The organism is Mesorhizobium sp. WSM4837, from assembly GCF_055811435.1.
This window is the reverse complement of sequence record NZ_JBVVQE010000010.1, coordinates 45378-71870: the sequence shown is the minus strand read 5'-3', so window position 1 is coordinate 71870 and position 26493 is coordinate 45378. Positions and strand designations below refer to the sequence as shown.

Annotated in this window: 25 protein-coding genes and 1 pseudogene; 13 read left to right on the top strand and 13 right to left on the bottom strand. The window is 62.4% G+C overall.

The window, feature by feature from the left end; all coding sequences use genetic code 11:
- Nucleotides 1-47: 47 nt before the first annotated feature.
- The 3 genes from AC0L3D_RS08110 to AC0L3D_RS08100 form a co-directional block, all read right to left on the bottom strand.
- On the bottom strand, nt 48-1565 hold the full coding sequence (locus tag AC0L3D_RS08110) for an FAD-dependent oxidoreductase (protein ID WP_473643815.1): 1518 nt from the start codon (nt 1563-1565) through the stop codon (nt 48-50).
- A gap of 92 nt (nt 1566-1657) precedes the next feature.
- On the bottom strand, nt 1658-2554 hold the full coding sequence (locus AC0L3D_RS08105; protein ID WP_473643813.1) for a DUF2182 domain-containing protein: 897 nt from the start codon (nt 2552-2554) through the stop codon (nt 1658-1660).
- A gap of 8 nt (nt 2555-2562) precedes the next feature.
- On the bottom strand, nt 2563-3195 hold the full coding sequence (locus AC0L3D_RS08100; protein WP_128170303.1) for a DUF1326 domain-containing protein: 633 nt from the start codon (nt 3193-3195) through the stop codon (nt 2563-2565).
- A 254-nt stretch (nt 3196-3449) separates the two neighbouring features.
- Between AC0L3D_RS08100 and AC0L3D_RS08095 the strand changes: the two genes are divergently transcribed.
- Complete coding sequence (locus tag AC0L3D_RS08095; RefSeq protein WP_128170304.1) at nt 3450-4607, top strand: sulfite oxidase; 1158 nt, start codon at nt 3450-3452, stop codon at nt 4605-4607.
- A 56-nt stretch (nt 4608-4663) separates the two neighbouring features.
- Here the strand turns inward: AC0L3D_RS08095 and AC0L3D_RS08090 are convergent, their stop codons facing one another.
- Entirely contained in the window at nt 4664-5776 is a 1113-nt protein-coding gene (locus tag AC0L3D_RS08090; protein WP_287375605.1) for a DUF1330 domain-containing protein, read from the bottom strand.
- 76 nt (nt 5777-5852) lie between these two features.
- Here AC0L3D_RS08090 and AC0L3D_RS08085 point away from each other — a divergent pair, with 76 nt between their 5' ends.
- Nucleotides 5853-6950, top strand: a complete 1098-nt coding sequence (locus AC0L3D_RS08085) for an AraC family transcriptional regulator (RefSeq protein WP_473643811.1) — start codon at nt 5853-5855, stop codon at nt 6948-6950.
- Nucleotides 6951-6975: 25 nt separating this feature from the next.
- Here the strand turns inward: AC0L3D_RS08085 and AC0L3D_RS08080 are convergent, their stop codons facing one another.
- Entirely contained in the window at nt 6976-7866 is an 891-nt protein-coding gene (locus AC0L3D_RS08080; RefSeq protein WP_473629785.1) for a sigma-70 family RNA polymerase sigma factor, read from the bottom strand.
- Between the two features lie 10 nt (nt 7867-7876).
- A complete protein-coding gene (locus AC0L3D_RS08075; protein WP_023799082.1) occupies nt 7877-8188 on the bottom strand; it encodes a hypothetical protein in 312 nt (103 codons plus the stop codon).
- Between the two features lie 148 nt (nt 8189-8336).
- Between AC0L3D_RS08075 and AC0L3D_RS08070 the strand changes: the two genes are divergently transcribed.
- Nucleotides 8337-8702 carry a VOC family protein gene (locus AC0L3D_RS08070; RefSeq protein WP_473643810.1) on the top strand — a complete coding sequence of 122 codons (366 nt, stop codon included), beginning with the start codon at nt 8337-8339 and terminating at the stop codon, nt 8700-8702.
- 103 nt (nt 8703-8805) lie between these two features.
- Complete coding sequence (locus tag AC0L3D_RS08065; RefSeq protein ID WP_473629787.1) at nt 8806-9012, top strand: hypothetical protein; 207 nt, start codon at nt 8806-8808, stop codon at nt 9010-9012.
- A 301-nt stretch (nt 9013-9313) separates the two neighbouring features.
- On the opposite strand, the pseudogene AC0L3D_RS08060 reads toward AC0L3D_RS08065, so the two are convergent.
- The 3 genes and pseudogenes from AC0L3D_RS08060 to AC0L3D_RS08050 form a co-directional block, all read right to left on the bottom strand.
- Nucleotides 9314-11081, bottom strand: a pseudogene (locus AC0L3D_RS08060) (cation:proton antiporter domain-containing protein).
- A 148-nt stretch (nt 11082-11229) separates the two neighbouring features.
- On the bottom strand, nt 11230-12258 hold the full coding sequence (locus AC0L3D_RS08055; RefSeq protein ID WP_473643808.1) for a cation diffusion facilitator family transporter: 1029 nt from the start codon (nt 12256-12258) through the stop codon (nt 11230-11232).
- A gap of 8 nt (nt 12259-12266) precedes the next feature.
- Complete coding sequence (locus tag AC0L3D_RS08050) at nt 12267-12530, bottom strand: metal-sensing transcriptional repressor (RefSeq protein WP_027154260.1); 264 nt, start codon at nt 12528-12530, stop codon at nt 12267-12269.
- Nucleotides 12531-12819: 289 nt separating this feature from the next.
- Between AC0L3D_RS08050 and AC0L3D_RS08045 the strand changes: the two genes are divergently transcribed.
- The gene (locus AC0L3D_RS08045; protein WP_023799088.1) at nt 12820-13035 is read left to right on the top strand and encodes a hypothetical protein; all 216 of its coding nucleotides are present in this window, start codon (nt 12820-12822) and stop codon (nt 13033-13035) included.
- A 288-nt stretch (nt 13036-13323) separates the two neighbouring features.
- Entirely contained in the window at nt 13324-14082 is a 759-nt protein-coding gene (locus AC0L3D_RS08040) for a pseudouridine synthase (protein WP_473629818.1), read from the top strand.
- Nucleotides 14083-14369: 287 nt separating this feature from the next.
- Here the strand turns inward: AC0L3D_RS08040 and AC0L3D_RS08035 are convergent, their stop codons facing one another.
- From AC0L3D_RS08035 to AC0L3D_RS08025, 3 genes are all read right to left on the bottom strand, one after another.
- The gene (locus AC0L3D_RS08035; RefSeq protein WP_473629790.1) at nt 14370-16100 is read right to left on the bottom strand and encodes a Na/Pi cotransporter family protein; all 1731 of its coding nucleotides are present in this window, start codon (nt 16098-16100) and stop codon (nt 14370-14372) included.
- A gap of 87 nt (nt 16101-16187) precedes the next feature.
- Entirely contained in the window at nt 16188-17273 is a 1086-nt protein-coding gene (pstS, locus tag AC0L3D_RS08030) for a phosphate ABC transporter substrate-binding protein PstS (protein WP_473629791.1), read from the bottom strand.
- A 458-nt stretch (nt 17274-17731) separates the two neighbouring features.
- Nucleotides 17732-18472: a 2OG-Fe(II) oxygenase gene (locus AC0L3D_RS08025; protein ID WP_473524574.1), complete on the bottom strand. Its 741-nt coding sequence runs from the start codon at nt 18470-18472 to the stop codon at nt 17732-17734.
- A gap of 184 nt (nt 18473-18656) precedes the next feature.
- On the opposite strand from AC0L3D_RS08025, the gene AC0L3D_RS08020 reads away from it, so the two are divergent.
- The 4 genes from AC0L3D_RS08020 to AC0L3D_RS08005 all read left to right on the top strand — a co-directional run bounded on the left by AC0L3D_RS08020 (nt 18657) and on the right by AC0L3D_RS08005 (nt 23628).
- On the top strand, nt 18657-20054 hold the full coding sequence (locus AC0L3D_RS08020) for an NfeD family protein (RefSeq protein WP_473629792.1): 1398 nt from the start codon (nt 18657-18659) through the stop codon (nt 20052-20054).
- Nucleotides 20051-20815, top strand: a complete 765-nt coding sequence (locus AC0L3D_RS08015; protein ID WP_023799095.1) for a slipin family protein — start codon at nt 20051-20053, stop codon at nt 20813-20815. Before AC0L3D_RS08020 ends, AC0L3D_RS08015 begins: the two co-directional genes overlap by 4 nt.
- Nucleotides 20816-21108: 293 nt before the next feature.
- Nucleotides 21109-21639, top strand: coding sequence for a putative pterin-binding protein (locus tag AC0L3D_RS08010; protein ID WP_419693942.1), 531 nt, complete (start codon nt 21109-21111; stop codon nt 21637-21639).
- Between the two features lie 21 nt (nt 21640-21660).
- The gene (locus AC0L3D_RS08005; protein ID WP_473629794.1) at nt 21661-23628 is read left to right on the top strand and encodes a putative bifunctional diguanylate cyclase/phosphodiesterase; all 1968 of its coding nucleotides are present in this window, start codon (nt 21661-21663) and stop codon (nt 23626-23628) included.
- Nucleotides 23629-23698: 70 nt separating this feature from the next.
- Here the strand turns inward: AC0L3D_RS08005 and AC0L3D_RS08000 are convergent, their stop codons facing one another.
- The gene (locus tag AC0L3D_RS08000) at nt 23699-23965 is read right to left on the bottom strand and encodes a hypothetical protein (protein WP_023799099.1); all 267 of its coding nucleotides are present in this window, start codon (nt 23963-23965) and stop codon (nt 23699-23701) included.
- 148 nt (nt 23966-24113) lie between these two features.
- Here AC0L3D_RS08000 and AC0L3D_RS07995 point away from each other — a divergent pair, with 148 nt between their 5' ends.
- The 3 genes from AC0L3D_RS07995 to AC0L3D_RS07985 all read left to right on the top strand — a co-directional run bounded on the left by AC0L3D_RS07995 (nt 24114) and on the right by AC0L3D_RS07985 (nt 26491).
- Entirely contained in the window at nt 24114-25049 is a 936-nt protein-coding gene (locus tag AC0L3D_RS07995) for a hypothetical protein (RefSeq protein ID WP_023799100.1), read from the top strand.
- 105 nt (nt 25050-25154) lie between these two features.
- Nucleotides 25155-26015 carry an FAD binding domain-containing protein gene (locus AC0L3D_RS07990; protein ID WP_473643806.1) on the top strand — a complete coding sequence of 287 codons (861 nt, stop codon included), beginning with the start codon at nt 25155-25157 and terminating at the stop codon, nt 26013-26015.
- Nucleotides 26015-26491: a (2Fe-2S)-binding protein gene (locus AC0L3D_RS07985; RefSeq protein ID WP_128173039.1), complete on the top strand. Its 477-nt coding sequence runs from the start codon at nt 26015-26017 to the stop codon at nt 26489-26491. The genes AC0L3D_RS07990 and AC0L3D_RS07985 overlap by 1 nt, the downstream gene beginning before the upstream one ends.
- The last annotated feature ends 2 nt before the right edge of the window (nt 26492-26493 follow it).

The following is a 26493-nucleotide window of genomic DNA, read 5'->3' as shown; positions in this document are numbered from 1 at the left end:
CTCACCACTGCCCACTGCCCACTGCCCACTGCCTACTGCCTACTGCCCTACTCGCTTCCCAGCGGCGCCACGGCCGGTCCGTTCAAGGCCGTGCCATCGATTGCAAAATGCGAACCGTGGCAGGGGCAGTCCCAGCAGCGCTCGAGCGAGTTCCAGTGGACGTGGCAGCCGACATGCGTGCATGCGGCCGAGCGCTTGTAGAGCGTGCCGTCGTCATCGCGAAATGCGGCGATCTTGCTGAGCCCTTCGCGGACGATGGCACCTTCTCCCGGTCGCAGCTTATCGACGGAATCGATCTCGCCAGGCGCGATATATTCGGCAAAACTCTTGATCGCCGTCGCATTCTCCGACAGGTAATCGCCGATCGCGCCTGCCGTCTTGCGCGACGGCTCGTAGAGTTCGCGCCAGGGACTTTCCTCCTTCAGAATCAGGTCTGAAATCAACAGGCCGGCGACAACGCCATGGGTAATGCCCTGGCCGGAATCCCCGGTCGCCACAAAGACGCGGCTGTCGCCAGGATTGCGGCCGATGAACCCCGCATAATCGACGGTCTCCATCACCTGCCCGGACCACCGGTTGATTTCCACGCCGACATCGGGCACCAGCCTTTTGGTCCAGGCCGTCAGGGCCGCGAAACGGTCACCGGCATCATCGGCCTGTCCTGTCTTGTGGTCTTCACCTCCGACGATCAGGAAGTCGGTCCGACCGTCGCCAGGCTGAAGCCGAACGTAGTGATAAGGGTCTTCAGTATCCCAATACAGCGCATCCGGTATGGTATCGCGCGCGATCTCGAACGACATCGCGTAGGTTCGATAGGGCGCTTGCTTGGTGTGAAGCGCGACCCGATCGTTGATCGGCGAGTTGGTGGCGACAACGGCCGATCTGGCAGACACGGTAAAGCCCGAAACCGTGGTTACACGCACGCCGCCATCAGTCTCCTCGACCTTTTCGACGATAGTATCAGCATAAAGCACGCCGCCGCGCGCGCGGATGGCCGCGGCCAGCCCGCGGAGATATTTGAGCGGGTGGAAGGTCGCCTGATTGGCGTATCGAAGGGCCTGCACATCCGAAAAGCCTGCAAATGGCACGCCCCTGGTCTTCTCGACCTCGACACCGATCTTCAGAGCGGCGTCCAGTTCGCGCGTGATATCGGATTCCTGGCTGCCGGAAGCCGGAAAGAGAAAGCCATCAAGGCGCCGGAAATCGCAAGCGATACGCTCGGTCTCCCGGATGGATTGGATACGGTCGATAGCGGCCGATTGGCTTTGGTAAAAAATCCGCGCCAGGTCCTCGCCGCGCAATTTGGTCAGCTCCGAAAAATAGTCGTCGCAGACAGATGACAGGTGCGCAGTGGTGCGAGCCGTCATGCCGCTTCCGATCCGGCCGCGATCGAGGACAGCCACCTTTTGCCCGGCGACGGCCAGTTCGTAGGCGACCGACAGTCCGGCAATCCCAGACCCGACGACCACGACATCGACCTGTTCGCTTTGCCCGAGCGGCACCGCATCGGGCACGACTTCGGTCGCCGCCCAGAGCGATACAGTCCTTTCATCGCTGACATTCATCGGCGGAGCCTCCCATCCACGATATTCGGTAACGGATTCGAGAATTCAAAGTTCCTCGACGCTTTGAATGCCGACAGAGGCGGCCCTGGTCGTCAGACCAAAAGCGTTGCGCTGCCCCAGGCGATCAGGGCGATGCCGGCTGCCCGGCCAACCCACGGGCCGGCAGGAAACAGTTTTTCCGCCAGCACCAGAATGGCGAGCGCGGCGATCCACACCAGGTTCATGATGCCGCCGACGAACAACAACGCCATCAGCATCCAGCAGCATCCGACACAAAACGCCCCATGCAATGCGCCCAGACGCAGCGCGCCAAGGGCGTGCGGACGCCAGTGGCGGGCAAGGAACGCCGTCGGTGCCCGGCAATGCGACAGGCAGGCGTTCTTGAAGGACGAGAGCTGATAGATCCCCGCGCCGATCAGGACGATGGCTGAAAGCCAGCGGCTCTGCGAACTCATCATCGTTGCCGAAACGAAGGCTTCGCGTTCGAGCAGCCAATGCAATGCGGTTGCGGCGACGGAGAACCCCAGCCAGACCAGGAGGTAGCCTGCCATGAACACGCCGGTCGGCGCGAGCTTGTCCTGGATCTGACCCCGTGCCAGCGCATGGCGATGCACGCGCGCATAGAGCAGGATGGTCGGCGCCGCACTCGGCGACATCATGGCGACCATCATGACCCACCACATGCCGATCATCAGCGCCCAGTTCGCGGTCCCCCAGGCCCGCGGCTCCGTCGCCATCGCGCTCATGTCCATACCGGACATGCCAGACATATCCATGCCAGACATATCCATACCGGGCATATCGGATGTCATGTTCGGAGTTTGCAGGTGGGGGAATAGCGCGAGCCTCGACATCTCCCACGCATTCATGCCGAGCCCTGCGCCGGCGGCGATGTAAAGCCAGGCCAGCAGGCACAGCGCCACCACGCCCGCAATCGTGATGACGCGGTCGCGCCTGAGCAGCCGTTCCAGTGGCGACCCGCCGTTCATGCGCCGCGTCAGGCCCGCACCACCCCGTGATTGTTGAGATGCAGCCGCGCGAACTGGCCGTAACTGTCTTTAGTGGTCACCTGAACCGGCCCGCTGGTTGCGCTCGAAGCGCTGCCGATCTCGGCGACGGCATATTCGAAGCCGTTCGGCAACACGATTTGAGCCCGCGAGTCCGCGCCCGTCCCCTTGTTGCGGATCGGCTCGCCGACGGTTTCGATGTAGTCCTTGACGAAGATGCGGCCCCTGCGGCCGTCGATATTGAGGTCGAGATCGATCTTGGTGAAAACCGGCTCGTTCATTTTTGTCACGGTCGAGGCGTAGACGGCGAACATCGTCGCGAACGGGTCGGTGTCCTGGCCGGTCATGATGCGCAGCAGCGCGTTACGCTGCTGGTCGGTTGCCTTCTCGTCGACGAAAGCGATGGCTTCGCCGTTGCCCTCGTGGATTGCGCCGGGCCATTTGAAGATCGCGGCGATGCGCAGGCCGTCGAGAACGGTCTCGCCATGATGACCTTCATCGATCTGGATGCCGGCCACGGCATGGCAATGGCCCTTGTCGGGCAGCGCATTGAATTGACAGTTGCAGCCATATTCGCAGGTGCAATTGACGAGTTCGCGCCCCTTGATTTCCCAAGACGTCATGCTGTCCTCCCTGATCTCGAAATATTAGACGATCATCATACACTGGACTCTTCCCTCTCAAAGGCGCACCCTCAAAAAGGCGAAACCCAAGCGAGAGTTTCGTCCAAGGCTTCACATGTTTGAGATGCGCCGCTGATTGCTTGACCTGTCCGGATAATCTCCGGGCGGGGCAAACGTTCATTGCGCCTACCCATGTTCAGGCTGCGGCCTAAGGCACGTGCAGCCTGTTTCCGGATCAACTGGGAGGAAACAACATGCCTGATCTTCAACGCAGAGAACTTCTTGTTCAGGGAAGTGCTGCCCTTGCCGCAATTGCTGCTCTCTATACCTCGCGTCGGGCTTACGCTTTTCCAACACGGGCGAGCGAGGAGGTTATTCGGTGGCTGGACCAGCCGACCGAAAATCCCGATCCGGTCGGCATCCAGAAGCAGCTTGTCTGGGAGGATCTGGATAGCTGGATAACGCCAAACGACAAGTTCTTCAGCATCTCGCATTTCAATCGACCAACGATCGACGAGAAGACATGGTCGATGGAGATCGGCGGCCTGGTCAAGAAGCCCTTGAAACTGACTCTCGCCGACATCAAGGCGCGGCCGCGCCAGGAGGTCGTTTTCACAGTGGAATGCTCGGGCAACCACGGTTTTCCGTTTTTCACCGGCGGCATCGGCAATGCCCGCTGGGCAGGGACGCCGCTCGCCCCGATCCTCGAGGAAGCCGGCGTTCTGGAAGATGGCATCGAGGTGGTCTTTTTCGGCACTGACACCGGCGAGGTCGCCATCCGCGACGTCAAGATGCAGCAGAATTTCGCGCGCAGCATGTCGCTTGCCGAAGCGACGAACCCAGACAATCTGCTCTGCTATGAAATGAACGGAGCCGCCTTGCCGGCGGCCAATGGTTTTCCGCTGCGGCTGATTGCTCCGGGCTGGTATGGCATCGCCAACATCAAGTGGCTGGAGCGCATCGAGGTGCGCGACACCCGCTTCATGAGCCTTCTGATGGCGCGTGACTATGTCACCATCCGGGAGGAAGAGCGCAATGGCGAGACCGTGTGGACCGAGGACTCAGTCGGACGAGCGCTGATAAAGTCCGCGCCCGCGAAGGTCACCCGCAAGGACTCGGACTACCGCATCATTGGGGCAGCCTGGGGGGCACCGATCGATCGGGTCGAAGTGCAAATCGATCAAGCGCCATGGGCACCGGCGACCATCGACCGCAGCGAGGAGGCCGAACACGCCTGGAAGATCTGGTCCCTGGATTGGCCAAATCCGTCGCCTGGAGAACACACGGTGACCTCGCGCGCGGTCAGCACCACGGGACAGGTTCAACCGGCAATGGACGATCCCTTGATTGCCAAGAAACACACATACTGGGAAAGCAATGGCCAGGTGACGCGCCGCGTGCGTGTCGTTTGATAGACTTTGCGGGAAGGTGAAGCAGGCAGCGCCTGATCGCAGACTGGTCGCCAGCGTCAGTCCTTGGATGCCGTGATGACGAGCGCCGGCATGTCGAAAGCGACGGCGCCGGCTGCTGTCACGTGAGGCATAAGTGCCCGCTCGGCCTCCTCCGGGAGCCGCTTGAACTGCTCGTTGTCCAAAAGCCCGCCCAACGTCCAGATGCAGGCTCTTTCAGTCGAGATCAGCGACTCGATCGAGGCAAAACGGACCGTTCCGCGGTGCCGCTTCACCTCGGCACGCTCTATGCCTGCCTTCGCGCAGAGCGAGCGCAGTAACTCCGCATCGCCGAGTACGAAGGGCGCGCGGAACGCGTTCGCAACGTCGGCTCCAAACAGCCGTTCAAGCATATCCGCCACTGCGGCATAGCCGGGCGACTGGTCGAGCGGTCCGCAGACCGCGACGGCGAGCCGGCCGCCGGACTTAAGCACGCGCATCATTTCCCGCAGTCCGGCTGCTCGATCGTCGAAGAACATCAGGCCGAACTGGCTGACCGCGGCGTCGAAGCTTTCATCCGGGAAAGGGATCTGCTCGGCGCGCCCTTCTCGCCAATCGATGCGAGTGCTTTTGCGGCGGGCAACGCAAAGCATATCGGGATTGGGATCAAGCCCGACCACCTTGCCCTCCGCGCCAACGCGGTCGAGGGCCGCGAGCGCCAGCACACCCGTACCGCAGGCAATGTCGATCACGCAGTCGCCCCTCCCTATTCGCGCCTCGGCGGCGACGATAGGCCCCCATTGTCGGAACAGCGCTGGGACGAACAGTGAGTCGTAGATTTCAGCCGGAGTTTTCGATGTCTTGCCCCGGCGGGTCTGGGCCGCCGCTTGCTTCGATCCCGGCGTTGCACCTTCAAGGAACACTGCGTTGGATCGGGTTCCGGCGACGCGTAGCGCCTTCAGCGGCTCGTATTCGGGCGATGAATACCAGCGCCGGGCATGCTCGCCGTCGGCAAATTCGACGATGACCGGATAGACCGGCTGCCAGTCTCCTTCGACAAGGTCGGATTTCCCGCCCAGCACCAGATAGCGCCCTCCATACTGTTCAACCGTTGCAAAGACCCCTGCCAGATACTGCTCGACCTTGGCCTGGTCGGTGATTTCACGCACGTCGAAGAAGCAATAGGTAGACATGGCCGACCTCCGTTGATCGCATGGACTCCACGGGATGCGCGGTGGATATACTGTTCGGCGCATAGTAGACTTGGCCATGGGCACGCTCCATGACCCAGCGTCTCAATCGCTTGCTGCAGCGTCCGTTCTGGCGCGATCGCCTGGGCGGCCATCGGAAGAGGTCGTTGCCGATGCCGCACCTTCGGCCGCGCCGGACAAGGATGTGCTTTCGGATGTGCTGCGCGTGGTAAAGCTCACCGGCGCGCTTTTCTTCTGGGTCGATGCCTCTTCGCCCTGGAGCGTGGAAGTGCCGCGGGCGGGTTCATTTGCCCATCTTATCCTGCCGCGCGCCCAACATGTGATTTCCTACCACATCATCACCCAAGGATCGGGCTCGGTCAGCATCGGTGACGATCCGCCGATGGAGTTTGCCGAAGGCGACATACTTGTGATCCCGCATGAGGATTCGTACGCGATGTGCAGTGCGCCCGGAGTGCGATCAGGTTTGAGCCCGGAAGATTCGCTCGATTTCTTTCGCGCCATGGCGGCCGGACAACTGCCCTTCGTGATCAACGAAGGTGGCGACGGCCTCCTCCTGACCAGATATGTCTGCGGTTTCCTTGGCTGCGATGCACGGCCGTTCAATCCTCTGCTCGGGGCCCTGCCTCCGCTGATACGCATCCGGCGCGCGGCCGGCGCACCGAGCGATCTGCTCGACCGGCTGATCGAGCTAACGCTGGCAGAGGTGTCCGTTCAACGGCCAGGCGCTGAATGCATCCGCCTGCGCCTCAGCGAGTTGATGTTCGTTGAGGTCGTTCGCCGCTATGTTGAGGCACTGCCGCCGGAGCAGACCGGCTGGCTGGCCGGCTTGCGCGACCCCGCCGTCCGCCGGGCTGTTGCGCTTGTCCACGAGAATCCGGCGCGCGGCTGGACAATTGAAGAACTCGCACGCGAAACCGGCGTCTCGCGGTCCGTCCTCGCGGCCCGCTTCACGCGTCTCGTCGGCTGCCCACCGATGCAGTATCTCACGCGATGGCGCGTACAACTGGCCGCACGACTGCTCACTGATGGGCTGGCCAAAGTCTCGGCGGTCGGGCGTGATGTCGGCTACGAGTCCGAAGCGGCCTTCAGCCGGAGCTTCAAGAAGCTCGCGGGCGTCTCGCCGGCTGGCTGGCGCGACGGCCGGCGCGGATAGCGGGCGGCCGGAGGCCGACCCTCCCCTACCCCTCCATCGTGCTGATCTCGGCATCGATCAGGCACCAAGGCGCATAACGAAAATCGCGGATCTGGACGACCCGCTCATCCCGCCATTCGACCAGCATGAAGCCGCGCACCGCGCCGTCCGGCTCCTGCGGGTTGCGGATCAGGATCGCCGGCCGGCCGTCGACAAAACCCAGCGACAGCGCCCAGTCGCTGATGCGCTCGTAGTTGCCGAAATAGGTCGACACTTCAGCCTTGCCGCGCATGCGGAGCCGGCTGACCAATTCGAGTTGGACATCCTCGGCGATCAGCGCCCTGACCGCGTCGAAGTCGCGCGCGTTGAACAGATCGACATAACGGCGCAGCCGTCGCTCGTCATCGGCGTCGAGCCGTGGCGCGGCAACGTGCTCAGGCTGCGACGCCAGCAGGCGCAGCTGCGCCCGCCCGCGATGCAACGCCGCCTTGGTGGCGGCGAGCGTTGCGCCGGTCACCTCGCAGGTCTCGTGCAGCGAAAGGCCTAGCACGTCGACCAGGATCACTGAGCTGCGTTGCGCAACCGAGAGTTGCATGAAGCTGCGCAGGCCGCTCGCCGCGGCGAGCCTGCTGTCGGCGCTGCCGGAAGGATCCTCGATGGTGGTCATGTCGGTCTCGGTCATGCGCGACCTTTCCCGATGGCGCCGGCGCAGATGGTCCTGCGCGGCATTATGCGCGATGCGAAACAGCCATTGCTCGGGCCGCTCGACCGTCATGCTGCCGTCGACCGCCTGCAGCGCCTTGATCAGCGTCTCCTGCACGATGTCTTCGCCGTCGATCACCGAGCCGGCCATGCGGGCGCAGTAGCGGTGCAGTTTTGGGCGAAACCCGGAGAGCATCGCCTCAAGCGCCGGCCGATCGAATTTCGGTTGGATCATGGCGCCCATTCTATCCGGCCTTGCTCTCCTCAAGCACACGGTAGTTGCCGATGATTTTGGCAGGCGACCGCTTCACCGGGGTCGAGCGCCGTTCCGCATGGTTTTGCGTGAACGCCTCGAAGGCCGCAAGCCCGGTCAGCGCAGATGTGTCGTTTCCCTCGCCGACGACATGGACGAACTCGCCGTCGTCGAGTTCGAGCACGAGATAGCGCACGCTCTGCGGCGCCGTTTCATCCAGCGTCTCGAACACTTTTGCCACCAGCGCGCGGTTCTCTTCCAGCCCGGTGTCTTTCACGCTGTAGCGAATGAGTTTGTAGCCCATGGTTCGTCTCCTGAATGGTTGGTCTGAGCAGAAGACGTTTCGCGTTCCCGAAAAGATTCTCGCACGCTATAAATTTTTTCGGCCGCCCGGATCGACTTCCACCTGCGGACGGCTAGGCAGCAGCCATCGAGGAGCAGGAGCGACGACCATGCACATCCAGTTTGCCGAACTGCCGGTATTCGACCAGGACCGCGCCAAGGCGTTCTACACCAGGCATTTCGCCTGCAAGGTGACGGCCGACGAGAAGATGGGCGACAGCGGCTGGCGCTGGATCGAGCTGAAATTTCCCGACGCCGTGACGAACCTGCATTTCGTGAGGCGCGCCGACGACACGCCAGGCGCGGAGCCGGTGCTGGCGCTGGTCGACGACGATGTCGACGCGACGATCGCGGCGTTGAAGGCGGGCGGCGTCGAGATCATCACCGAACCGCAGGAGGCGCCCTGGCAGCCAGGCCGCACGGTGGCGGAATTTCGCGACAGCGAGGGCAACCGCATGGTGATCGGCAGCCAATGAGCGGGTGCAGCCGGAAAACGGCCACTTAAGCAGCCCCGGCTTTGTGCGCCAAAGCATGCCTCGGCTGGTAAAGGCCAAGCGAGCCGCCACTGGGAAGCGAGACATGCGTGAGCGGGCCCCAGCCTTCATCGGTGACCGAAGTGCATTCAACATCGTGCGATTTCAGCTCTTGGATCGTAGCATTGATGTCTTCGCACATGAGATAGACTTCGTGGCTGTCGACTTCGGCGGCCGGGTGAACGGCAATCTCGGCCGGCGGCAATGCGAAGATCAACCAGCCTTCGCCAGCATCGACTGCTGGAAAACGTAGGACATTGCGAAAAAAATGCGCGGTCTGCCTCGGCATCCGTGCTGTAGATGATCATGTGTGCGCCGGAAATTATGGCTCCTTATCTCCCTGAAAGTGATGCGAACAAACAAGCTATTGCCGTTGCAAACGACGTTTCCGCCGTCGACACAGCCGCTCGATATCGGCAAGCTTCAGTTGGATATAGGTCGGCCGGCCGTGATTGCAGGTGCCGGAACGCGGCGTTGCTTCAAAGACCGACGCCTGCCAGACCTCACGCTATCAGCGGAAGAAGCTGGAGATGCTGTTGGCGCAGCTGCCGCCATTACCCGGCCATCGGTTTTGAGTCGACCTGGCGCGCGTTTTGGCTCTGGTCGGCGACTGGGGCGGCTGGGGCATCGATCCGGCTCAGAATGTGATCCGAGATGCCGCGCGCGATCTCCCGCTCGCCCATGATGATCAGGTCGGCGCCGAACTTCTTCAGGTAATCCACTTCGGCATCGGAATGCGCACGGGCGATGATCTCGAGCCTTGGATTGATGGCATGGGCTTGCTCGATGAGATTGCCGCTCTCGAACGGATTGGGAATGGCGCTGATCAACCACCGGGCCGAGGCAACGTTGGCCGCCTCAAGCAGGCCCGGCTGGGCGGCATTTCCCGCAATGACATCAACGCCGCGGGCGCGCAGCTGTTCTACTATCACTTGCCGTTCCTCGATCACCAGGTAAGGCTGCCTTGCCTTTTGCAACGTCTCCGCGACCAGGCTTCCGACCCGTCCATGGCCGACAAGCACCGCGTGGTCTGTCAGGCTGGTAGCCGCGAGTTCGGGCGGTTCGGATTTGCCTTCTTGCGTGGCGATGGTTCGCTCTCGTGCTTTCAGCCACGGCGTCAGCCGATCCAACGCCGCAAACAGCAGCGGGTTGACGAGGATCGAAAGGATGGCTCCGGCAAGCACCAGGTCACGTCCAGCCTCTGGTAGAAGCGCGAGGTCGACACCTAGTCCCGCCAGGATGAAGGAGAACTCGCCGATTTGCGCTAGGCTTAGGCCGAGTGTCAGGGCCACGTGGGACGGATAGCCGAACATCAATGCGATGGCCGATGCGGCCGTGGCATTGCCGATGACGATGATCAAAAATGTCGCCGACGAGCAGCGGCTGCTCGACCAGGATCATCGGGTTGAACAGCATGCCGACGGAGACGAAGAAAAGCACGGCGAATGCGTCGCGCAGCGGCAGCGTTTCCTGAGCGGCCCTTTGGCTCAACTGGGATTCGGCAAGGATCATTCCTGCGAAAAACGCCCCAAGAGCGAACGAGACGCCGAACAGCTCGGCTGCCCCGAAAGCGACACCAAGGGCGATCGCCAGCACGGCCAAACGGAAAAGCTCTCGCGAGCCAGTGTGAGCAACGTAGTGAAGGATCGGCGGAATGACACGTCGCCCGACGACAACCATGATCGCGAAGAAAGCCGCCAATTTGCCCAGCGTCAGCCCGAGCGCGCTCCAGATGGTCTGCGGCTCAAACAATGTGAACAGGTCATTGCCGTTAAGGTTTGGCCCGTTGAAATTGCCACCGAGCACACCGGCGAAGGCCGGCAACAGCACGAGCGCGAGGATCATGGCGAGGTCCTCTACGACCAGCCAGCCGACTGCGATGCGTCCGCCATCGGTTTCGAGCCGCCGCATTTCCTGCAGCGCCCGTAGGACCACGACTGTGCTTGCAACCGACAGGGCCAGCCCAAACACCACTCCGGCTCCGATCGGCCAGCCGATCGCCTGCGTCACGAGGAGCCCGAGCATGGTCACCAGAGCCATTTGACCGATAGCGCCGGGAATCGCGATCTTTCTTGCCGACAGCAGATCGTTCAGCGAAAAATGCAGCCCTATGCCAAACATCAGCAGGATCACGCCGAGCTCGGCGAGTTGGCGCGCCAGGGCCTGGTCGGCAACGAAGCCGGGCGTGAACGGGCCAATCAAGACACCAGCCACGAGGTAGCCGACCAGCGGCGACAGGCGAAGTCGGTTCGCCAACGTGCCGAGGATGAAGGCGAGTCCGAGGCCGGCGACAAGGGTTGCGATAAGTGGCGCCTGGGGCATCTTCCCAATCCCGGTTTCCGGCCACGCTTGGCGCTCGGGTCACGCGTTGCACGAGCCAGAGATAATGGACCCGGGGATAATGGACTAAGACGCGGCGGTCTCAACATCTTTCACGCAGCGAACGGAAACGAGCCGGTCGGAGCGACCGTTAGTGGCCGTGGTGCTCGCCGTGAGGATGTCCATGGCGGTGATCGGCATCCGCGTTCGCCAATCTTATATTCGCCGCCGCAAGCGCCGGCATGTGCTCGAACAGCTGGTGCTCCAGCGCTGCGGTGATCTTCTTCGCTTCGCTGACCGGCAGGCTTTCTTCGACGGCGATGGCAATGTCGGCGTGCAGTCTGTGACCGATCCACCGCGCCTTGGCCTCGACAATGCGCGCTGCCGGCACATGCGCGGCGGCATGGTGGATGTCGCCGATGACATCAGGATCTATACCATCGAGCATGCGGGTCAGCACCGAGCTCGCCGACTGCCAGACGATGCCGAAGATCGCAAGCGTGATGAGCAGGCCGACGATCGGGTCGGCCAGCGCAAAGCCGAGCCAGACGCCGAACGCTCCGAGGACCACGGCAAGGCTGGTCAGGCCGTCGGTGCGGGCGTGGTAGCCGTCGGCTATCAGTGCGGCGCTGTTGATTTCGCGGCCGACGCGGATGCGGAACACCGCGACGGCCTCATTGCCGAGAAAGCCGACAATGCCAGCCGCCGCCAGCCAGCCCAGATGCGTCACCAGGCGGGGATTGATCAAACGGTCGATGGCCTGGTAACCGGCGACGATGGCGCTGAACAGGATGATCCCGACGATGATGATCCCGGCCAGGTCCTCGACCCGGCCCAGGCCATAGGTGAAGGTCGGCGACGGCTTGCGCCTGGCCAGCAGGAAGGCGATCCACAGCGGAATGGCGGTGGTGGCGTCACCGATGTTGTGGACCGTGTCGGCCAGCAGCGCCACGCTGCCCGACAGCGCGACCACGACCATCTGCATCGCCGCGGTGATTGCCAGGATGACGAACGACCATTTTATCGCCCATATGCCTCGGTCGGTCGTCGCAATGGTCGCATCGATGATCCCGTGGCTATGCGACCCGCTCACATGATCGTGATGGCCATGACCATGCGCGGCGTGATCGCGCGGCCCGAACCCGAACCAGTCGAGGATGCGCGCGCCGAGCACAGGCATTTGACGGCTCACAAATATTTCGCCAGTTGCTTGAGTTCCGCCAGCGAGTTGCCGCCGGCTTCCGCGGTGTCCGTCAGGCAATGCTCGATATGATCGTGGATCAGTTCGCGCTTTGCGCTGCTGATGGCGCTCTCCACGGCGTGGAGCTGCTGCGCCAGGTCAACGCAAGGACGATGCGCCTCGAACATCGACAGCACCGCCGCAAGATGGCCTTGCGCGCGCTTCAGACGCTTCACGATAGCCGGATGCGAACGATGAATGCCCTCGGACATGCCTGTTTTGTATCCTCCCCGGGAGGATCCGGTCAAATCTTCTTTTGAGCTCACCTTGCCGGCGAGTCCGTCACAAATCGAAGAATGACGGCCAGCCACCTCCTGCGGGTCACCCGCCGGCGGCGGCGGCCCGTATTATTTCGTGACCATGTTGCGCCGGAACCTTCCCCTCGCACCAGCGTTCGGGGCGCTGTATTCGCGATCCCTTATTTTTTGGGCAAACATGATAGGCGACGGGCGAATACCGGTGGGGAGGCAAAAGGCATGGGTCGGGGAGGAGCATGTTGTCATGTCGAACCGTGAAATTGGAACGTCCCACACATTGGGGCTGCGCATCGCTGATCTCAAAGCCAGGATGCGGAGCGCCCGGATTACCGAGCACGAGATGAAAATTTTTCAGAAGGTAGCCGCTGTCATGGGAGCAGGTGAAGGCTCCCTGCGGATCGATGCCGACGACCTGATTGCCGCATCTTTCGTTGTCGAGGACGAGCCCAGGGCAAACTGAAGATCGTGGCGCCCCCGGCGATCAGCCAGGCACCACGTCGGAGGCCAGCGAAGCGGCGTGCGAGGCTCGCGATGTTGGCGCTCTACGGCGCCCCTCTGTCCCGCTGACCTTGCCAGAATGTCCGAGGCGCTCGGTCGCAACGAAGGCGCCCTAGCTCACACTTCCGGATACTCGTATACGAGGATACCCACACGGGTGGCTTTCTGTTAGGGCGTGGAAACGCTTTTGCCAGGGCTGGAGATGGGCTGGCGGGAAAGACCTGACTTGCCGGAACGATCACGCAAAACCATGGCGCCACGGCCGAACGCCGGCCGGCCCAACCCAGGCGTCAGTTCCCCCAGCGTCAGCCTTTGCCGTGCGCTGTCAAAGCTTGGGCTGTGCTCGCGCAAGCAGGCGGAAATTCTGGTCGCCGAAGGGCGCGTCCGGGTCGCCGGCAAAATCGTGCGCAACGGCTCGCTGCGCGTCGATCCCGGCCGCGATCGCATCGAGGTCGACGGCAGCCGCGTCGTCGCCGAGCGCAAGGTCTACCTGATGATCAACAAACCGCGCGGCCTGGTCACCACCCGCGACGACCCGCAGGACCGCGGCACCGTCTACGACTGCCTGGCAGAACTCGACCTGCCTTTCGTGTCGCCGGTCGGCCGCCTCGACAAGGCCAGCGAAGGCCTGCTTTTGATGACCAATGACACCCGTTTCGCCCAGCGCCTGCTCGACCCCGCCTCGCACGTCGCCAAGGTCTATCATGTGCAGATCGGCGCCCTGCCCGACGCGGCCCTGCTGGCGCGGTTGCGCGCCGGCGCCACGGTCGATGGCGAAGATTTGACGGCGCGGTCGATCGACATCCTGCGCAGCGGCGCCAGCACCGCCTGGCTGGAAGTCACCCTCGACGAGGGCCGCAACCGCCACATCCGCCGGCTGCTCGGCGCGCATGGCGTCGACGTGCTTCGCCTGGTGCGGGTGGCGATCGGCCGCTTGCGGCTCGGCGACCTCGCCAAGGGCAAGGCCCGCCACCTCACGGCCGAAGAACTGGCGCTGTTTCAATGCTGAGCGAAGGCGCCGAAGCGACCCGGCAAAGCGGAACGGCAAGCCCATCGCTTCAGGTTGGCACGGCCCCTCACCTGCCTGCCGGCATCCTCTCCCCGTATAGTGACGGGGAGAGGGCACTCTCTTCGCCGGTTTCGCCAATCACCAGCGTTGCAGAATATTCACCTAGGTCGCCGCCAGCCACTTCTCCCCGTCACTATACGGGGAGAAGTGCCCGGCAGGGCGATGAGGGGCGGCGCCGACTTCGATAATTCGTCGCCTCTAATGCGAACGCGCTATGTCCCGCCCCGCTACTCGGCCGGGACCGGGCTGAGGCCGGGATCGCCCATCGCGTGCGGCCTGGTTTCCTTGCGTGCCGACGCCCGGGCGAGCACGCTTTGCCGGTTGACCGATTTGCGCTCGGCATCGATGCGCTGGATCAGGATTTCCGCGCGTTCGATCGACCCGAGCAGGGCCAGGATCGTGCCGCGTTCGGCGGCGCCCGCATTGGGTCCGAGCGCCAGCGTGCGGGCACGCAGTTCCTCGACCTCCGGCAGATTGACATGTCCGGCCGGCACCTTCGGGTCGGAGATGCCGTAAGTCGGCAAGATCTGTCGCAGCGAGGCATCGAGCTTGCTCAGCCCGACGTCGACGATGGCCTGCGCCGGACCGCTGAACTTCTCGCGCCTGACGCGGCGCGCCACCTGATGCATCGATTCCGTCAGGGCGGCGGTGAAGTCGGCTTCCTCGATCAGGCTGGCGATCAGGTCGAGCTGGTCGTAGGGCAGGTCTTCCTTCATCAATTCGGCGGTGTAGGCGCGGATGTCGCGGCTGAGGATATCGGTTGCGAGGTAGTGCTCGCCCGGATCCGACGGCGCCTTCTTCGACGAGCGGGCGATGTCGAGGAACATGGCGCCGGCTTGCAGATGGCGGGCCGTCTCCTGCTGGACAGCGGGAACGGCCTTGGCGAAATCGCCGGCTAGCTTGCGGTCGAGGAATCGCGGCGTCGAGAAATCTTCCGTGTCCTCGGCATCGGTGTGACCGACACGCGACAGGACCCGCTCGAACACCCCGATGAACGGAAACAGCAACAACGTGTTGAAGACGTTGAAGAAGGTCGAGTAGAGGCCGACCGCGACCGGCACCAGGGGAAAGGTCTCCTTGCCGTCGACGATCACCGGAATGGCGGGATCGCCGCCGAAGAACTGCATGGCCCATTCCAGGACCTGCATGGAGACGAAGAACAGCGGGATGGTGATGCACACGCCGATGATGTTGAAGGAGATGTGGGCGTAAGCGGTGCGCTTGGCGTTTTTCGAAAGATTGAGCGAAGCCATCCACGAGGTGATCGTGGTGCCGAGATCGGCGCCGAGCGAGAAGGCGACGGCCGTCGTCCAGTCGAGAATGCCGGCAGCGCCAAGGCCCATGACAATGCCGATCGTCGCCGAGGACGAATGGATCATGGCGGTCACGCCGGCGGCGATGAACACGCATTTGAGCAGGTTGAGATAGGAGTCGGCCGTCAGTGTTTGCAGCAGTGCCATGACTTCGGGCAGATTGCGCAGCGGGCGCAGGCCGCCGGTCATCAGGTTGAGGCCATAAAAGATCAGCGCGAAGCCCATGCCGGCAAGCGCTATGTTCTTGACCTTCTCGCTTTTGGCAAAGCAGTAAATCAGCGAGAACACGCCGGCCAGGATCAGCCCGAGCGGACCGAGCGGCAGGGCGATGAGCCCGTTGCCGAGCGTGGTGCCGATATTGGCGCCCATGATCACGCTGATCGCCGGTCGAAGCGCGATGACGCCGGCATTGACCAGGCCGACGACCATGACGCTCATCGCCGTCGACGACTGGATGACGCCGGTGATCAGCGTTCCCGCCAGCACGCCCTTGATCGGCGTTCCGGCGGCCCTGGCGAGAAAGGCGCGCATCCGGTTGACCGACAGCGCCTGGATGCCGTTGGCCATGAAGTCGAGGCCGAGCATGAAGATGCCCAACCCGCCGATCACCGGCACGAGGATGTCCTTGAAGATATCGATGTCCATGTCACGCAGTCCCCAACAAGCCGCCATCACGGCGCGATATGACGTTCAGTTCAGGCGCTGCGCCAAGCAGCAGCCTGGTTGTTCCGCTCAGTTTCCGACGGGCTCCTGCCCTGCCCAGTATTGCTCGATCCGGGCGACCAGCGCCTTCGGCAGCGGCACGTAGCCGAGCGCGGCGGCGTCATCCGCGCCGTGCGCGAAGGCGAGCCGGAAAAGGTCGTGCACGCGGCGATAGCGATGTTCCGAACGGCCCGAGACCTGAACGACCGCGAACACCGCCGTGCTGATCGGATAGGCGGCATCGCCGTTACGATCGGTCAGCGAAGCGAAGAAGTCGGTCGTTTGCGCCCAGTCGATCGATGTCGCGGCAGCCTGCACGCCCTCCGGCTCCGGCTTGACGAACTTGCCGGATTTGTTCTCGATCAGCGCATAGGCAAGGTTGGCGCGCTGGGCCTGGCCGGATTCGGCATAGGCGATCGCGCCCTTCGTGTCGTGCACGGTTTGAATAAGGTTCTGTGTGCCTTCCGCGTCAGTGCCGAGCGGCCACGAGATCAGTGTATTGGCGCCGTATTTGGCCTTCCACTCCCCGCTGACCGCCGACAGGTATTCGGTGAAGACAAAGGTCGAGCCGGAGCCATCCTTGCGGTGAACAACGCTGATCCTGAGATCGGGCAGCGTCAGGTCCGGATTCACCGCCTTGATCGCGGGATCGGACCATGACTGGATCTTGCCCAGATAGATGTCGGCCAGCACCGGCCCCGTCAGGCGAAGGCTTCCCGGGCCGATGCCGTCGAGATTGACGACGACGGCGATGGCGCCCATCACGATCGGAAACTGCTGGCGGCCAGCTTTCCCAAGTTCGGCGGCATTGATCGGCGCATCCGTCGCGGCAAAGTCGATGTCCGGCTGGTCGAGACGCAGAACGCCGGCGAGCGAGCCAACGATTTCGTAGTCGACCTTCCAGTCGGGCGAGACATAGTCCCCGCCGTCGGCGCGGGCGCTCTCGTAGGCCGTTGCCCATTTGCCGATGATCGGGGCGGCCAGTGTCGATCCGGCGCCGCGGATAGGCTCAGCCTGCGCAGCGGCCCCGACCATCAAGCCAACAGCAAGCGCGATGGCGCCGCTTATCTTCGCCGATTTGCGCCGCAGTGATGCAAAGCTTGCTGGAAACATCATGGCGACCCCCGACGCGCGAACAAATAGCTACTTTTCAGTCTTGGCAGATATCGACAGTCATCCGCCCGGCGAACGAACGCCGTCAGAGAAACAACATCGCTCACCGTATGAACCTTGGTTAACGATCGGATGACAAAGATCTTTGCGGGTGAGATTTTTTATTTTTCCGCGATTGCCGCGGTTGCCTGAAGAATTGTTCGGCAGCCAATCGCTTCAGCTTTGCGCTGCCCCTCACCTGCCTGCCGGCACCCTCTCCCCGTATAGTGACGGGGAGAGGGGCGCTCTCATCGATGGTTTCGCCAATCACCAGCGTTGCAGAATATCCGCCACGGTGCGACCAGTCCCTTCTCCCCGTCACACGGGGAGAAGTGCCCGGCAGGGCGATGAGGGGCGGCGCCGACTCCGACAACTGATCCCCTTGGCACGAAGTTGCTGGTCGCCTCCACGCAGGGACAGCCCTATTTCGCGTCGTGGAAGATAATGCCGACGGTATGGCGCAGGCCGGAGCGAATCCGGCTGACGCCGTGCCTGAGATTGACGCGGTAGCTGCCTTTGCTGCCCTGGACCGGACGATTGTGGACCGCGAAGGCGACTGCGTCGCCCTGGCGCAGCGGCACCACCTCGGCGCGGCTCTGCATGCGCGGGCGCTGTTCGGTCAGCACGAACTCGCCGCCGGTGAAATCCTTATCCGGTTCGGACAGCAGGATTGCCACCTGCAGCGGGAACGCAAGCTCGCCGTAGAGATCCTGATGCAGGCAGTTGAAGTCGCCGGGACCATATTGCAGCAGGAGCGGCGTCGGCCGCGTCTGGCCCTGCTCGTGGCATTGCTTGAGGAACGCGGCGTGTTCGTCCGGGTAGCGCTGCGCGACGCCCATGCGTTCGTTCCAGTCGTTGGCGACGGCGGCAAGGCGCGGATAGAGCGCGGTGCGCAAGCCGCCGATCAGCTCGGGCAAGGGATAGCGGAAATAGCGGTACTCGCCCTTGCCGAAGCCGTGCCGCGCCATGTGGACATGGCTGCGGAAATGGCTTTCGTCGGGATACAGCCCGGCGATCTCCCGGCATTCTTCTGGTGTCAGCAGCTTTTCCATCACCGCGCAGCCATAGAAGCTCATCTCCTCGGCCAGTGCCTGCCAGTCATATCCGGCGACGCGCGCTTCCGCCGATCGGACCGCTGCTGCTGGAACCGTGTGCATGGTCATAGCTCTGCTCCTCTGGCTTCATCGGCTTCTGCCATCAGATGGGTGAAGCAGCGCACACAAACCACCCGTTTCCTGCCAACCGGTTTAGGCACAACGCAAGGTTGCCATGGATCAGCTTCACCGCCGCGACGCAGCATGGATTTTGGCAAAATCGAGCCCATATCCCTGATAGGGAGCTTTGAGCGTGAAACTCGCGCGTGTAGCCCTGATTGCCGCGGCTTTTGTAGCCGCTGTGGCTGTTTGTTCTTCTTCCGCAGCAACAGGAGAAGCAAACGGCCAAGGGAGGACTGCGCTGCGCATCGAGATAGACGGCGCCATCGGTCCGGCGAGCGCCATGCAGTTCGAGGAAGCGCTGGCGGTGGCCGCAGAACGGAACGCCGAGGTTTTCATCCTGCAGATGAACACGCCGGGCGGGTTGGTCACCAGCATGCGTGAGATCATCGCCGACATCCTCGCCTCCCCGGTTCCCGTCATCGGCTATGTCGCGCCCGCCGGGGGGCATGCGGCGAGCGCCGGAACCTACATCCTCTACGCAACCCATGTGGCGGCGATGGCGCCCGGCACCAATCTGGGCGCGGCAACGCCCATCGAGATGGGCGGGCCGATGCCATCCTTTCCCGGCGACGACAAGAACAATGGCCCGGAAGCCGGCAAGGACCCGAAGAATCCACCGGCGGGCAATGCGATGATCGCCAAGGCGACGAACGACGCGGTTGCCTTGATCCGCAGCCTGGCCGAACTGCGCGGGCGCAATGCCGATTGGGGTGAAAAGGCGGTGCGCGAGGCGGCCAGCCTGTCGGCCAGCGCGGCACTGCAGGAAAATGTGATCGACTTTGTCGCCCGCGACACGACCGAACTGCTTCAGCTGGCCGACGGCCGGACGGTCGAGATCGCCGGCAGGAAAAAGGTGCTGGCGACCAAAAGGCTGCCGGTTGAAACGCTCGAGCCTGGCTGGCTCATCCGGCTTCTCGCCGTCATCACCGACCCGAACATCGCCGTCATCCTGATGCTGATCGGCGTTTATGGCCTCGTCTTCGAGTTCACCAGCCCGGGCGCGGTCGCGCCAGGCGTGATCGGCACGATCTGCCTGCTGCTCGGGCTCTATGCGCTCAATCTCCTGCCGATCAGCTATGCCGGCCTTGCCCTGATGCTGCTTGGCATCATCTTCCTCGTCGTCGAGGTCTTTAATCCCACAGTGGTGCTTGGGCTGGGAGGCGTGGCTGCGTTTCTGCTGGGCGCTGCCATGCTGCTCAGGATCGAAGGTCCCGGCTTCGAGATGTCGTGGGCCGTCATCGGCACCGCCGCCATCCTGACGCTCGGCCTGGCGCTGCTGACCGGCAGCTGTCTGTGGGCGGCCCGCAAGAACGTTCCGCGTGTTGGCGCCCAGGCCATGCAAGGGCTGCCGGCCAAGGTCCTCGACTGGCAGGGCAGCGAGGGACACGTGCTGGCCCGGGGTGAGCGCTGGCGGGCGAAAGCCGACGAACCCATTGCGGTGGGCGACAGCGTCGAGGTGGCTGATGTCAGGGGTCTCGTGCTGACGATACGGCGCCGCAATGTGCGAAGCGATGGAGCAAGGCAATGATGCTCGGATATGTGGCCTATCTGGTGGCAGCGCTCGTCGTGGTCATGTTCCTGTCCGCGGCCATTCGCATCCTGAGGGAATATCAGCGCGGTGTGGTCTTCACGCTCGGCCGCTTCACCGGGGTCAAGGGGCCCGGCCTGATCATCCTCATCCCTTTCGTGCAGCAGATGGTGAAGGTCGACCTGCGAGTGGTGGTCCAGGACGTGCCGCCGCAGGACGTGATCTCGCGCGACAACGTCTCGGTGAAGGTCAACGCAGTGCTGTATTTTCGTATCGTCGACGCCGAGCGGGCGGTGATCCAGGTCGAGGACTTCATGACCGCCACCAACCAGCTCGCACAGACCACGTTGCGCTCGGTGCTCGGCAAGCATGAACTCGATGAAATGCTGGCCGAACGCGACAAGCTCAACAGCGATATCCAGGAGATCCTCGATCAGCGGACCGATGCCTGGGGCATCAAGGTCTCCGATGTCGAGATCAAGCATGTCGACCTCAACGAGAACATGGTCCGCGCCATCGCCAAGCAGGCCGAGGCCGAACGGCTGCGGCGTGCGAAAGTGATCAATGCCGACGGCGAACAGCAGGCGGCGGCAAAACTCGTCGAGGCCGGCAAGATGCTGTCCGAGACCCCGCAGGCCATGCAGCTGCGCTATTTCGAGGCGCTCCATGACATCGCCGGTGAACGCTCGTCGACGGTGGTGTTTCCGGTGCCGATGGATTTGCTCGGCCATTTCATCAGGCCGACCGGCGAGAAGACGTGAGCTCGAAGGCCGGCGATCCTTCAACCCCCTCTGCCCTGGCAGGCATCTCGCCCCACAACAATGGACCACTTCGTGGGGGCGAGGAACCCAAGCTGGAATGAGGCCGCGATCCTTCATGCCGGCCATCTCCGCCACGAGCGGAGATCGGCAGGTCGCCGCTGCGCGCCAATCAACCGTTCGTTGGCCGAACAGGGCTAACGGAAAAATCAGACATTCATGGCAATGTTGAACCCGCCCGAATGAAAGTCAGGCGACGGCTGGGTGCTGGCCCATCGAGAAGAAAAGGATTGCGCATGTCATCCTTGCTCAACACCGGACGTTCATCGCTCAAGCGCAGTCTGATCATGCTGGCAGTCCTGGCCTTTTGCATCTTGCCGGCCGGGGCGTTGGAGCCCGTTGATCTCCCGGAATCGCCAGACACTGTGGCCTTCAATGTTCAGAACAACGGCAAGTCGGTCCCAGTCACGTTGCGACAGCTGGAAAAGCTCGGTCTCTACCGGGTCACCACCGCAAGTCCATTTGAAAAAGGGCAGCTGACATTTGAAGGCGTCCTGTTCCGCGACGTGCTCAAGCTCGTTGGATTGGAAGGCGAGGATTCCGTTGTTCTGCGGGCGGTGGACGAATATGTGCAGATAATTCCGCGCCAGGATTGGACGGAAGGTCCTCTCCTGCTTGCCACCCGCCAGAATGGAAAATTGCTGACCCGGCGCACGCAAGGTCCGACCCGGCTGGTCTATCCGCTCAACGACCACCCGGCCTTCGACACGCCAGTCCACAAACCACGGTGGGTCTGGCTGATCAAGACGCTCGAGCCTGGCGGCTGATCGAGCTCCGGCGTGGCTCGAATGGCACGCTTTGAAGGCTGGCGCGTTCCCGTCACCTACGGGACCGCCATCGCGGCTGCAGCAGCCAGCTCTGCGGTCCTGATCACCGTACTGTTTCTCAGCCTCAGCAAGATCGAATATTCGCTGCCGCGGTTCGGCTTTTTCGCCATCCGCGAGTTCCATATTGCAATACGCGATGTAACTCACCTCAAGGACATGACATCGCTCGCCAAGGCCGCCCCCGGCTCTGCAGACAGCCTTGAGCAGTTATCAGCGGCGAACGACCTGGTCTACATCCGCTTCAAGCGGATCGACGGCACCGGGACGGCAAGCGAGATTCCCGCCTACGCAAGTATCGTTCCGCGTATCGTTGACGCGGTGACACGGCTTGATGCCATGATTGCGGCCGGGCTGCCTCTCGACGAAAAGATTTTGAAGGAAATGGGGTTGGAGCTCGAGCATCTCGTAGCGAGGATGAACGACGAATATTACAAATATGGAGATGAGATCAACGTGGATCTCTATTCGGCGGAAAAAAGCCTGAAGAAATTCAACTACCAGATTGCATTCGCTCTGGCGGTCTTGTCGCTGCTGGCGATCGGAACTGCCGTATTGCTTATCGGCCGTCGGGAAACGATAAGGAAACTGGAGTTTCTGGCCTGGCGCGACGCGACGACGGAACTGAAGAACCGTGCCTGGATGTCAGCCAACAGGGACGTGATGCTGGACCGGGCAAGGCTGGCCGGCAAGCAGCTCCGCCTTTTCCTGATAGATTTGGATCATTTCAAGAGCGTGAACGATACGTTCGGTCATCACATCGGTGATCTCCTGCTGAAAGCCGTCGCCGAAATCCTGCAATCGGTCGAACGGCCCGACGAAGTTGTCGCCATCCGTCTGGGCGGCGACGAGTTTGCCGTCATGGCGATCGGGGACCGGCACGCGGCAGCCGATGCGCTCGGCGATCGGCTTCGCGAGCAATTGAACCGGTTTGCCGAACTCGCGGGCCACCACGTGCGGATGGGAGCCAGTATCGGCATGGCGTGTTTCCCCGAACATGGTTCGGATATTTCCACCCTGTTGCGCAACGCAGACAGCGCTCTTTATGTCGCCAAAGCGGAAGGACGTTCTGGCTTCGTGACGTTCTCGCCTGCAATCCTCAATCAGTTCGATATGCAGCTCGGCGAAGAGGCCGGGATCAAGCGTGCGCTTAACTGCGACGAGTTCTTTCTGGTTTGGCAACCGCAGTTCGAGCTGGCAACCGGCCGCATGATCGGCGCCGAGGCGCTGGTGCGCTGGCGCGACCCCGCTTCGGGAGCGATTCGTCTGCCGATGTCATTCATTCCAATTGCCGAACGAAGCGACCTGATACTTGAAGTCGACAAGGTTGTGCTGAGCAAGGCTTGCCTGCAGGCAGCTCGATGGGCGCCACTATCTGCCGATGATCTCGTTTGCTCGGTCAATCTTTCGGGCAAAAGCCTTCAGAACGATGCGTACTTCGCCCACCTTGTTCTGGTGCTGCAACAAACAGGACTGCCGCCGTCGCGCCTGCAACTGGAAATAACCGAGGGGGTGCTTATCCAGAACAGCCGAAACGCCTTGAACATGCTGACGGAAATTCGAAATATCGGCGTCGGTCTGGCACTCGACGATTTTGGATCCGGCTATTCAAGTTTCGGCTACCTTGCCGATTTCAACCTCGATCGGCTGAAGATCGACCGATCGTTCTTGAGCGGTCTGGAAGCGTCGAAGAAAAAACAGAACGTCGTTCGAGGCATTATAGCACTGGCCAATTCCCTTGGCTTGACCGTTCTGGCAGAGGGGGTGGAAAACGAAGCGCAGCTCGATTTCCTGATCGCCGAGCGTTGTCACAGCGCTCAGGGGTTTTTCCTGTCACAACCGATCGAAGAAAATCGGCTGACGAACCACCTGGCTGCGAGGCGAGGCAGGATGAAAGATACGGACAAGTTCAGGCTGGGCCTTTCTGCGTAGAGCATTTGCACAGAAGATGTGGTCCTAAGCCTGAAAGCGTCGCTGCCGGCCGGCCTGCAGATGCGAAATCCTATGCGAACAAGCCGACCGCTCGATCGTAAAAATGGTCGAGGGCGCAGCGCCTGGCGGCAATCCGGGCGGCTTCAAGCAATTCCTCGCGGCCCGAGGCGCCGTCCTTGTAGGTTGCGATGACCACACGCGCGATCCTTTCGGCGTCCTCGTTGTCGAGCTCCGCTTCGCCGGACCGCAAAGTTTCCCGCACCACACCCCTCAAAAGATCCAGTTCAATGGTTGAGAAGACGCCCATATAGGGCGCGGATTTGCACTCCACGGCCATCTGAATTCCTCCCACTGTCACGATATCAAACACGCGGCAGATTACAACTAAAGTATTAGGCGAGCGCACGCTTTTGGGGGCGCCCGTAGGCGTTGAAACGGAATGGGATTAGTCTGCGCGGTCTCGGGCTTCAGGACGCGGCAAAAGAATGGATTTCAGTTCAGGGCAAGGCTATTTCCTCATCGGCGGCCTCATCCTGGTCGGTGCCGGGCTGCTGATCCTTTCGCTGATCGTCAATGCTCGTGTGGCGCACAGCGTGCGCCACGACATGCGCCATCGTGAAAAGCTGCTGGAGTATTATCGCAACATCTTTTCCCAACTCGGCGTGATCCTGATCGGAATTGGCGTTTCCCTGTTCATCTTCTTTTTTCAGCAGAATTATCAGGAGCAGCGCAAACGCGAAACCGAGCTCCAGCTGGTTCTCGCCAAACTGGCCGCGCGCATTGCTCGCGGGGCGGCCGTCGTCGAATACCTCAGCGAATTCGATGCGCTGCTGGATGATGGCGGACCCTATATCAGTCCGGAACTCGGTGGAACCAACGCCGCGATCAGCGCGCACGGGGCGGAAGTCGGCAAGCAGGTCGCCGAGATCCTTTTGGTTGAGCGCGATGTTGAGGTTCAAGGGTTCGAGATCCTGAACCTATCGCGCGACTTCGAGGCATCGTTCGTCGTCAACGAGCTCGATCCCGCGCTGTGGTTCAACATCGTCCGGGATGAGAGCGAGATCAAATATGCCACCACTCAGCTCGCCCTCGACTACAAGGACCTGCAGGATGCGATCGGCGGAGACTCGATCGCGGTTGCGATCGCAAATCCTGAAAAACAGGCAAAAATCAAGCAGGAGGTGCTCGACATCTTTTATGATGCCGACCTCTTGCGCCAGCGCAGCCGAAGACTTCTCGGCCGTGCGTGCTGGCTTTTCAGCAAGGGGCGCAGCTTCGTCAAGCTTGGACCGGTCGACGAGATCGAGGCCGAAGCCAGGTCGCACCAGGAATGGATCGATCGGTCGAAACGTTTCCTGACGCAGTTGAAGTCGGGAAGCGGCGATTGTTTCAAATTGCTCCAGTTCAACCCGGCGCCCTGAACGCGGACGCGCCTGGCCTAATCGCTGCTCATGCAGAACCGGATGACCATTCCAATCCAAGGCTCTATAACAGGCCGACAGAATTGCGATGATCAAGGGGAGACGATGCGCTACATACGTCCGCTTTCAATGGAAGATGCCGTTGGCCAGTTGGCCGGCTCGCCCGGCACCGCCGCCATTCTCGCCGGAGGCAGCGACCTCCTGGTGAGAATGAAAGGCGGCTTTATCGAGCCCGACCTTATCGTCGACATCAAGTCGATCGACGGACTGGGCGAGATCGGGGAAACGGCGGAGGGCTTCAGCATCGGTGCCGCGGTCCCCTGCGCCCTGATGGGAGAGAGCGCGGTCTTGAACAGGGAATGGCCGGGCGTCGTCGAAGCGGCCAAGCTGATCGGCTCCAAACAGGTGCAGGGACGCTGCACGATCGTCGGCAATCTTTGCAACGCCTCGCCGGCCGCCGACAGCGTGCCGGCGCTGGTGGCCGCCGGCGCCAGGGCATCGATTGTCGGGCCAGGAGGCAGGCGCACGGTCGCGGTGGAGGCAGTCCCCACCGGGCCTGGCAAGACGTCGCTCGCCAAGGGAGAAATCATCGAGGCGATCCTGCTCGACAGGCGGGCGCCGCGCTCCGGCGATGCCTATCTGCGTTTCATTCCACGCACGGAGATGGATATCGCCGTGGTCAGCGCCGGGGTGAACCTGACGCTCGATGAGCAAGGCGTCGTCAAATCGGCCCGCGTGGCGCTGGGCGCAGCGGCACCGACGGTGCTGCTGGTGGAAGAGGCGGCCGAGGCCCTCATCGGCAGGAAGCTGGACGAAGCAGCACTTGAGCGGCTCGCCAAGGTCTGCTCGGGGGCCTGCCGCCCCATCGACGACAAGCGGGGCACCGTCGAGTTCAGAAGAAAAGTTGCGGGTGTGCTGGCCAGGCGGGCCGCCACGACCGCCTATGCGCGTGCAGGAGGCAAGTGATGGCTGGTGTAGCAGTTTCAACGACAATCAACGGCGACAATGTCGAGTACCTTTGCCAGCCGGACGAGACGCTGCTCGACGTGCTGCGCGACCGCCTCGGGCTGACCGGCGCCAAGGAAGGCTGCGGCACCGGCGACTGCGGCGCCTGCAGCATCATCCTCGACGACCGGCTGGTATGCTCGTGCCTGGTGCTTGGCGCGGAGACCGAGGGCCGGCGCGTCGAAACCATCGAGGGCATGGCGCACGGCGACAGGCTGCATCCGCTGCAGCAGAAGTTCCTCGAACACGCAGCGCTGCAATGCGGCGTCTGCACGCCGGGCTTCCTGATCGCGGCGAAAGACCTGCTGGCCAAGAACCCCGACCCGACCGAGGAGGAAATCCGCTTCGGCCTCGCCGGGAACCTCTGCCGCTGCACCGGCTATGACAAGATCGTGCGCGCCGTTCAGGACGCCGCAAGCGTGATGAAGGGAGCCTGACG

Excerpts from the sequence above, each read along its gene's own strand:
- AC0L3D_RS08110 (WP_473643815.1), bottom strand. The coding sequence starts at position 1,565 with ATGAATGTCAGCGATGAAAGGACTGTATCGCTCTGGGCGGCGACCGAA.
- AC0L3D_RS08105 (WP_473643813.1), bottom strand. The coding sequence starts at position 2,554 with ATGAACGGCGGGTCGCCACTGGAACGGCTGCTCAGGCGCGACCGCGTC.
- AC0L3D_RS08100 (WP_128170303.1), bottom strand. The coding sequence starts at position 3,195 with ATGACGTCTTGGGAAATCAAGGGGCGCGAACTCGTCAATTGCACCTGC.
- AC0L3D_RS08095 (WP_128170304.1), top strand. The coding sequence starts at position 3,450 with ATGCCTGATCTTCAACGCAGAGAACTTCTTGTTCAGGGAAGTGCTGCC.
- AC0L3D_RS08090 (WP_287375605.1), bottom strand. The coding sequence starts at position 5,776 with ATGTCTACCTATTGCTTCTTCGACGTGCGTGAAATCACCGACCAGGCC.
- AC0L3D_RS08085 (WP_473643811.1), top strand. The coding sequence starts at position 5,853 with ATGGGCACGCTCCATGACCCAGCGTCTCAATCGCTTGCTGCAGCGTCC.
- AC0L3D_RS08080 (WP_473629785.1), bottom strand. The coding sequence starts at position 7,866 with ATGATCCAACCGAAATTCGATCGGCCGGCGCTTGAGGCGATGCTCTCC.
- AC0L3D_RS08075 (WP_023799082.1), bottom strand. The coding sequence starts at position 8,188 with ATGGGCTACAAACTCATTCGCTACAGCGTGAAAGACACCGGGCTGGAA.
- AC0L3D_RS08070 (WP_473643810.1), top strand. The coding sequence starts at position 8,337 with ATGCACATCCAGTTTGCCGAACTGCCGGTATTCGACCAGGACCGCGCC.
- AC0L3D_RS08065 (WP_473629787.1), top strand. The coding sequence starts at position 8,806 with ATGCGTGAGCGGGCCCCAGCCTTCATCGGTGACCGAAGTGCATTCAAC.
- AC0L3D_RS08055 (WP_473643808.1), bottom strand. The coding sequence starts at position 12,258 with ATGCCTGTGCTCGGCGCGCGCATCCTCGACTGGTTCGGGTTCGGGCCG.
- AC0L3D_RS08050 (WP_027154260.1), bottom strand. The coding sequence starts at position 12,530 with ATGTCCGAGGGCATTCATCGTTCGCATCCGGCTATCGTGAAGCGTCTG.
- AC0L3D_RS08045 (WP_023799088.1), top strand. The coding sequence starts at position 12,820 with ATGTCGAACCGTGAAATTGGAACGTCCCACACATTGGGGCTGCGCATC.
- AC0L3D_RS08040 (WP_473629818.1), top strand. The coding sequence starts at position 13,324 with ATGGCGCCACGGCCGAACGCCGGCCGGCCCAACCCAGGCGTCAGTTCC.
- AC0L3D_RS08035 (WP_473629790.1), bottom strand. The coding sequence starts at position 16,100 with ATGGACATCGATATCTTCAAGGACATCCTCGTGCCGGTGATCGGCGGG.
- pstS (WP_473629791.1), bottom strand. The coding sequence starts at position 17,273 with ATGATGTTTCCAGCAAGCTTTGCATCACTGCGGCGCAAATCGGCGAAG.
- AC0L3D_RS08025 (WP_473524574.1), bottom strand. The coding sequence starts at position 18,472 with ATGACCATGCACACGGTTCCAGCAGCAGCGGTCCGATCGGCGGAAGCG.
- AC0L3D_RS08015 (WP_023799095.1), top strand. The coding sequence starts at position 20,051 with ATGATGCTCGGATATGTGGCCTATCTGGTGGCAGCGCTCGTCGTGGTC.
- AC0L3D_RS08010 (WP_419693942.1), top strand. The coding sequence starts at position 21,109 with ATGTCATCCTTGCTCAACACCGGACGTTCATCGCTCAAGCGCAGTCTG.
- AC0L3D_RS08005 (WP_473629794.1), top strand. The coding sequence starts at position 21,661 with ATGGCACGCTTTGAAGGCTGGCGCGTTCCCGTCACCTACGGGACCGCC.
- AC0L3D_RS08000 (WP_023799099.1), bottom strand. The coding sequence starts at position 23,965 with ATGGCCGTGGAGTGCAAATCCGCGCCCTATATGGGCGTCTTCTCAACC.
- AC0L3D_RS07995 (WP_023799100.1), top strand. The coding sequence starts at position 24,114 with ATGGATTTCAGTTCAGGGCAAGGCTATTTCCTCATCGGCGGCCTCATC.
- AC0L3D_RS07990 (WP_473643806.1), top strand. The coding sequence starts at position 25,155 with ATGCGCTACATACGTCCGCTTTCAATGGAAGATGCCGTTGGCCAGTTG.
- AC0L3D_RS07985 (WP_128173039.1), top strand. The coding sequence starts at position 26,015 with ATGGCTGGTGTAGCAGTTTCAACGACAATCAACGGCGACAATGTCGAG.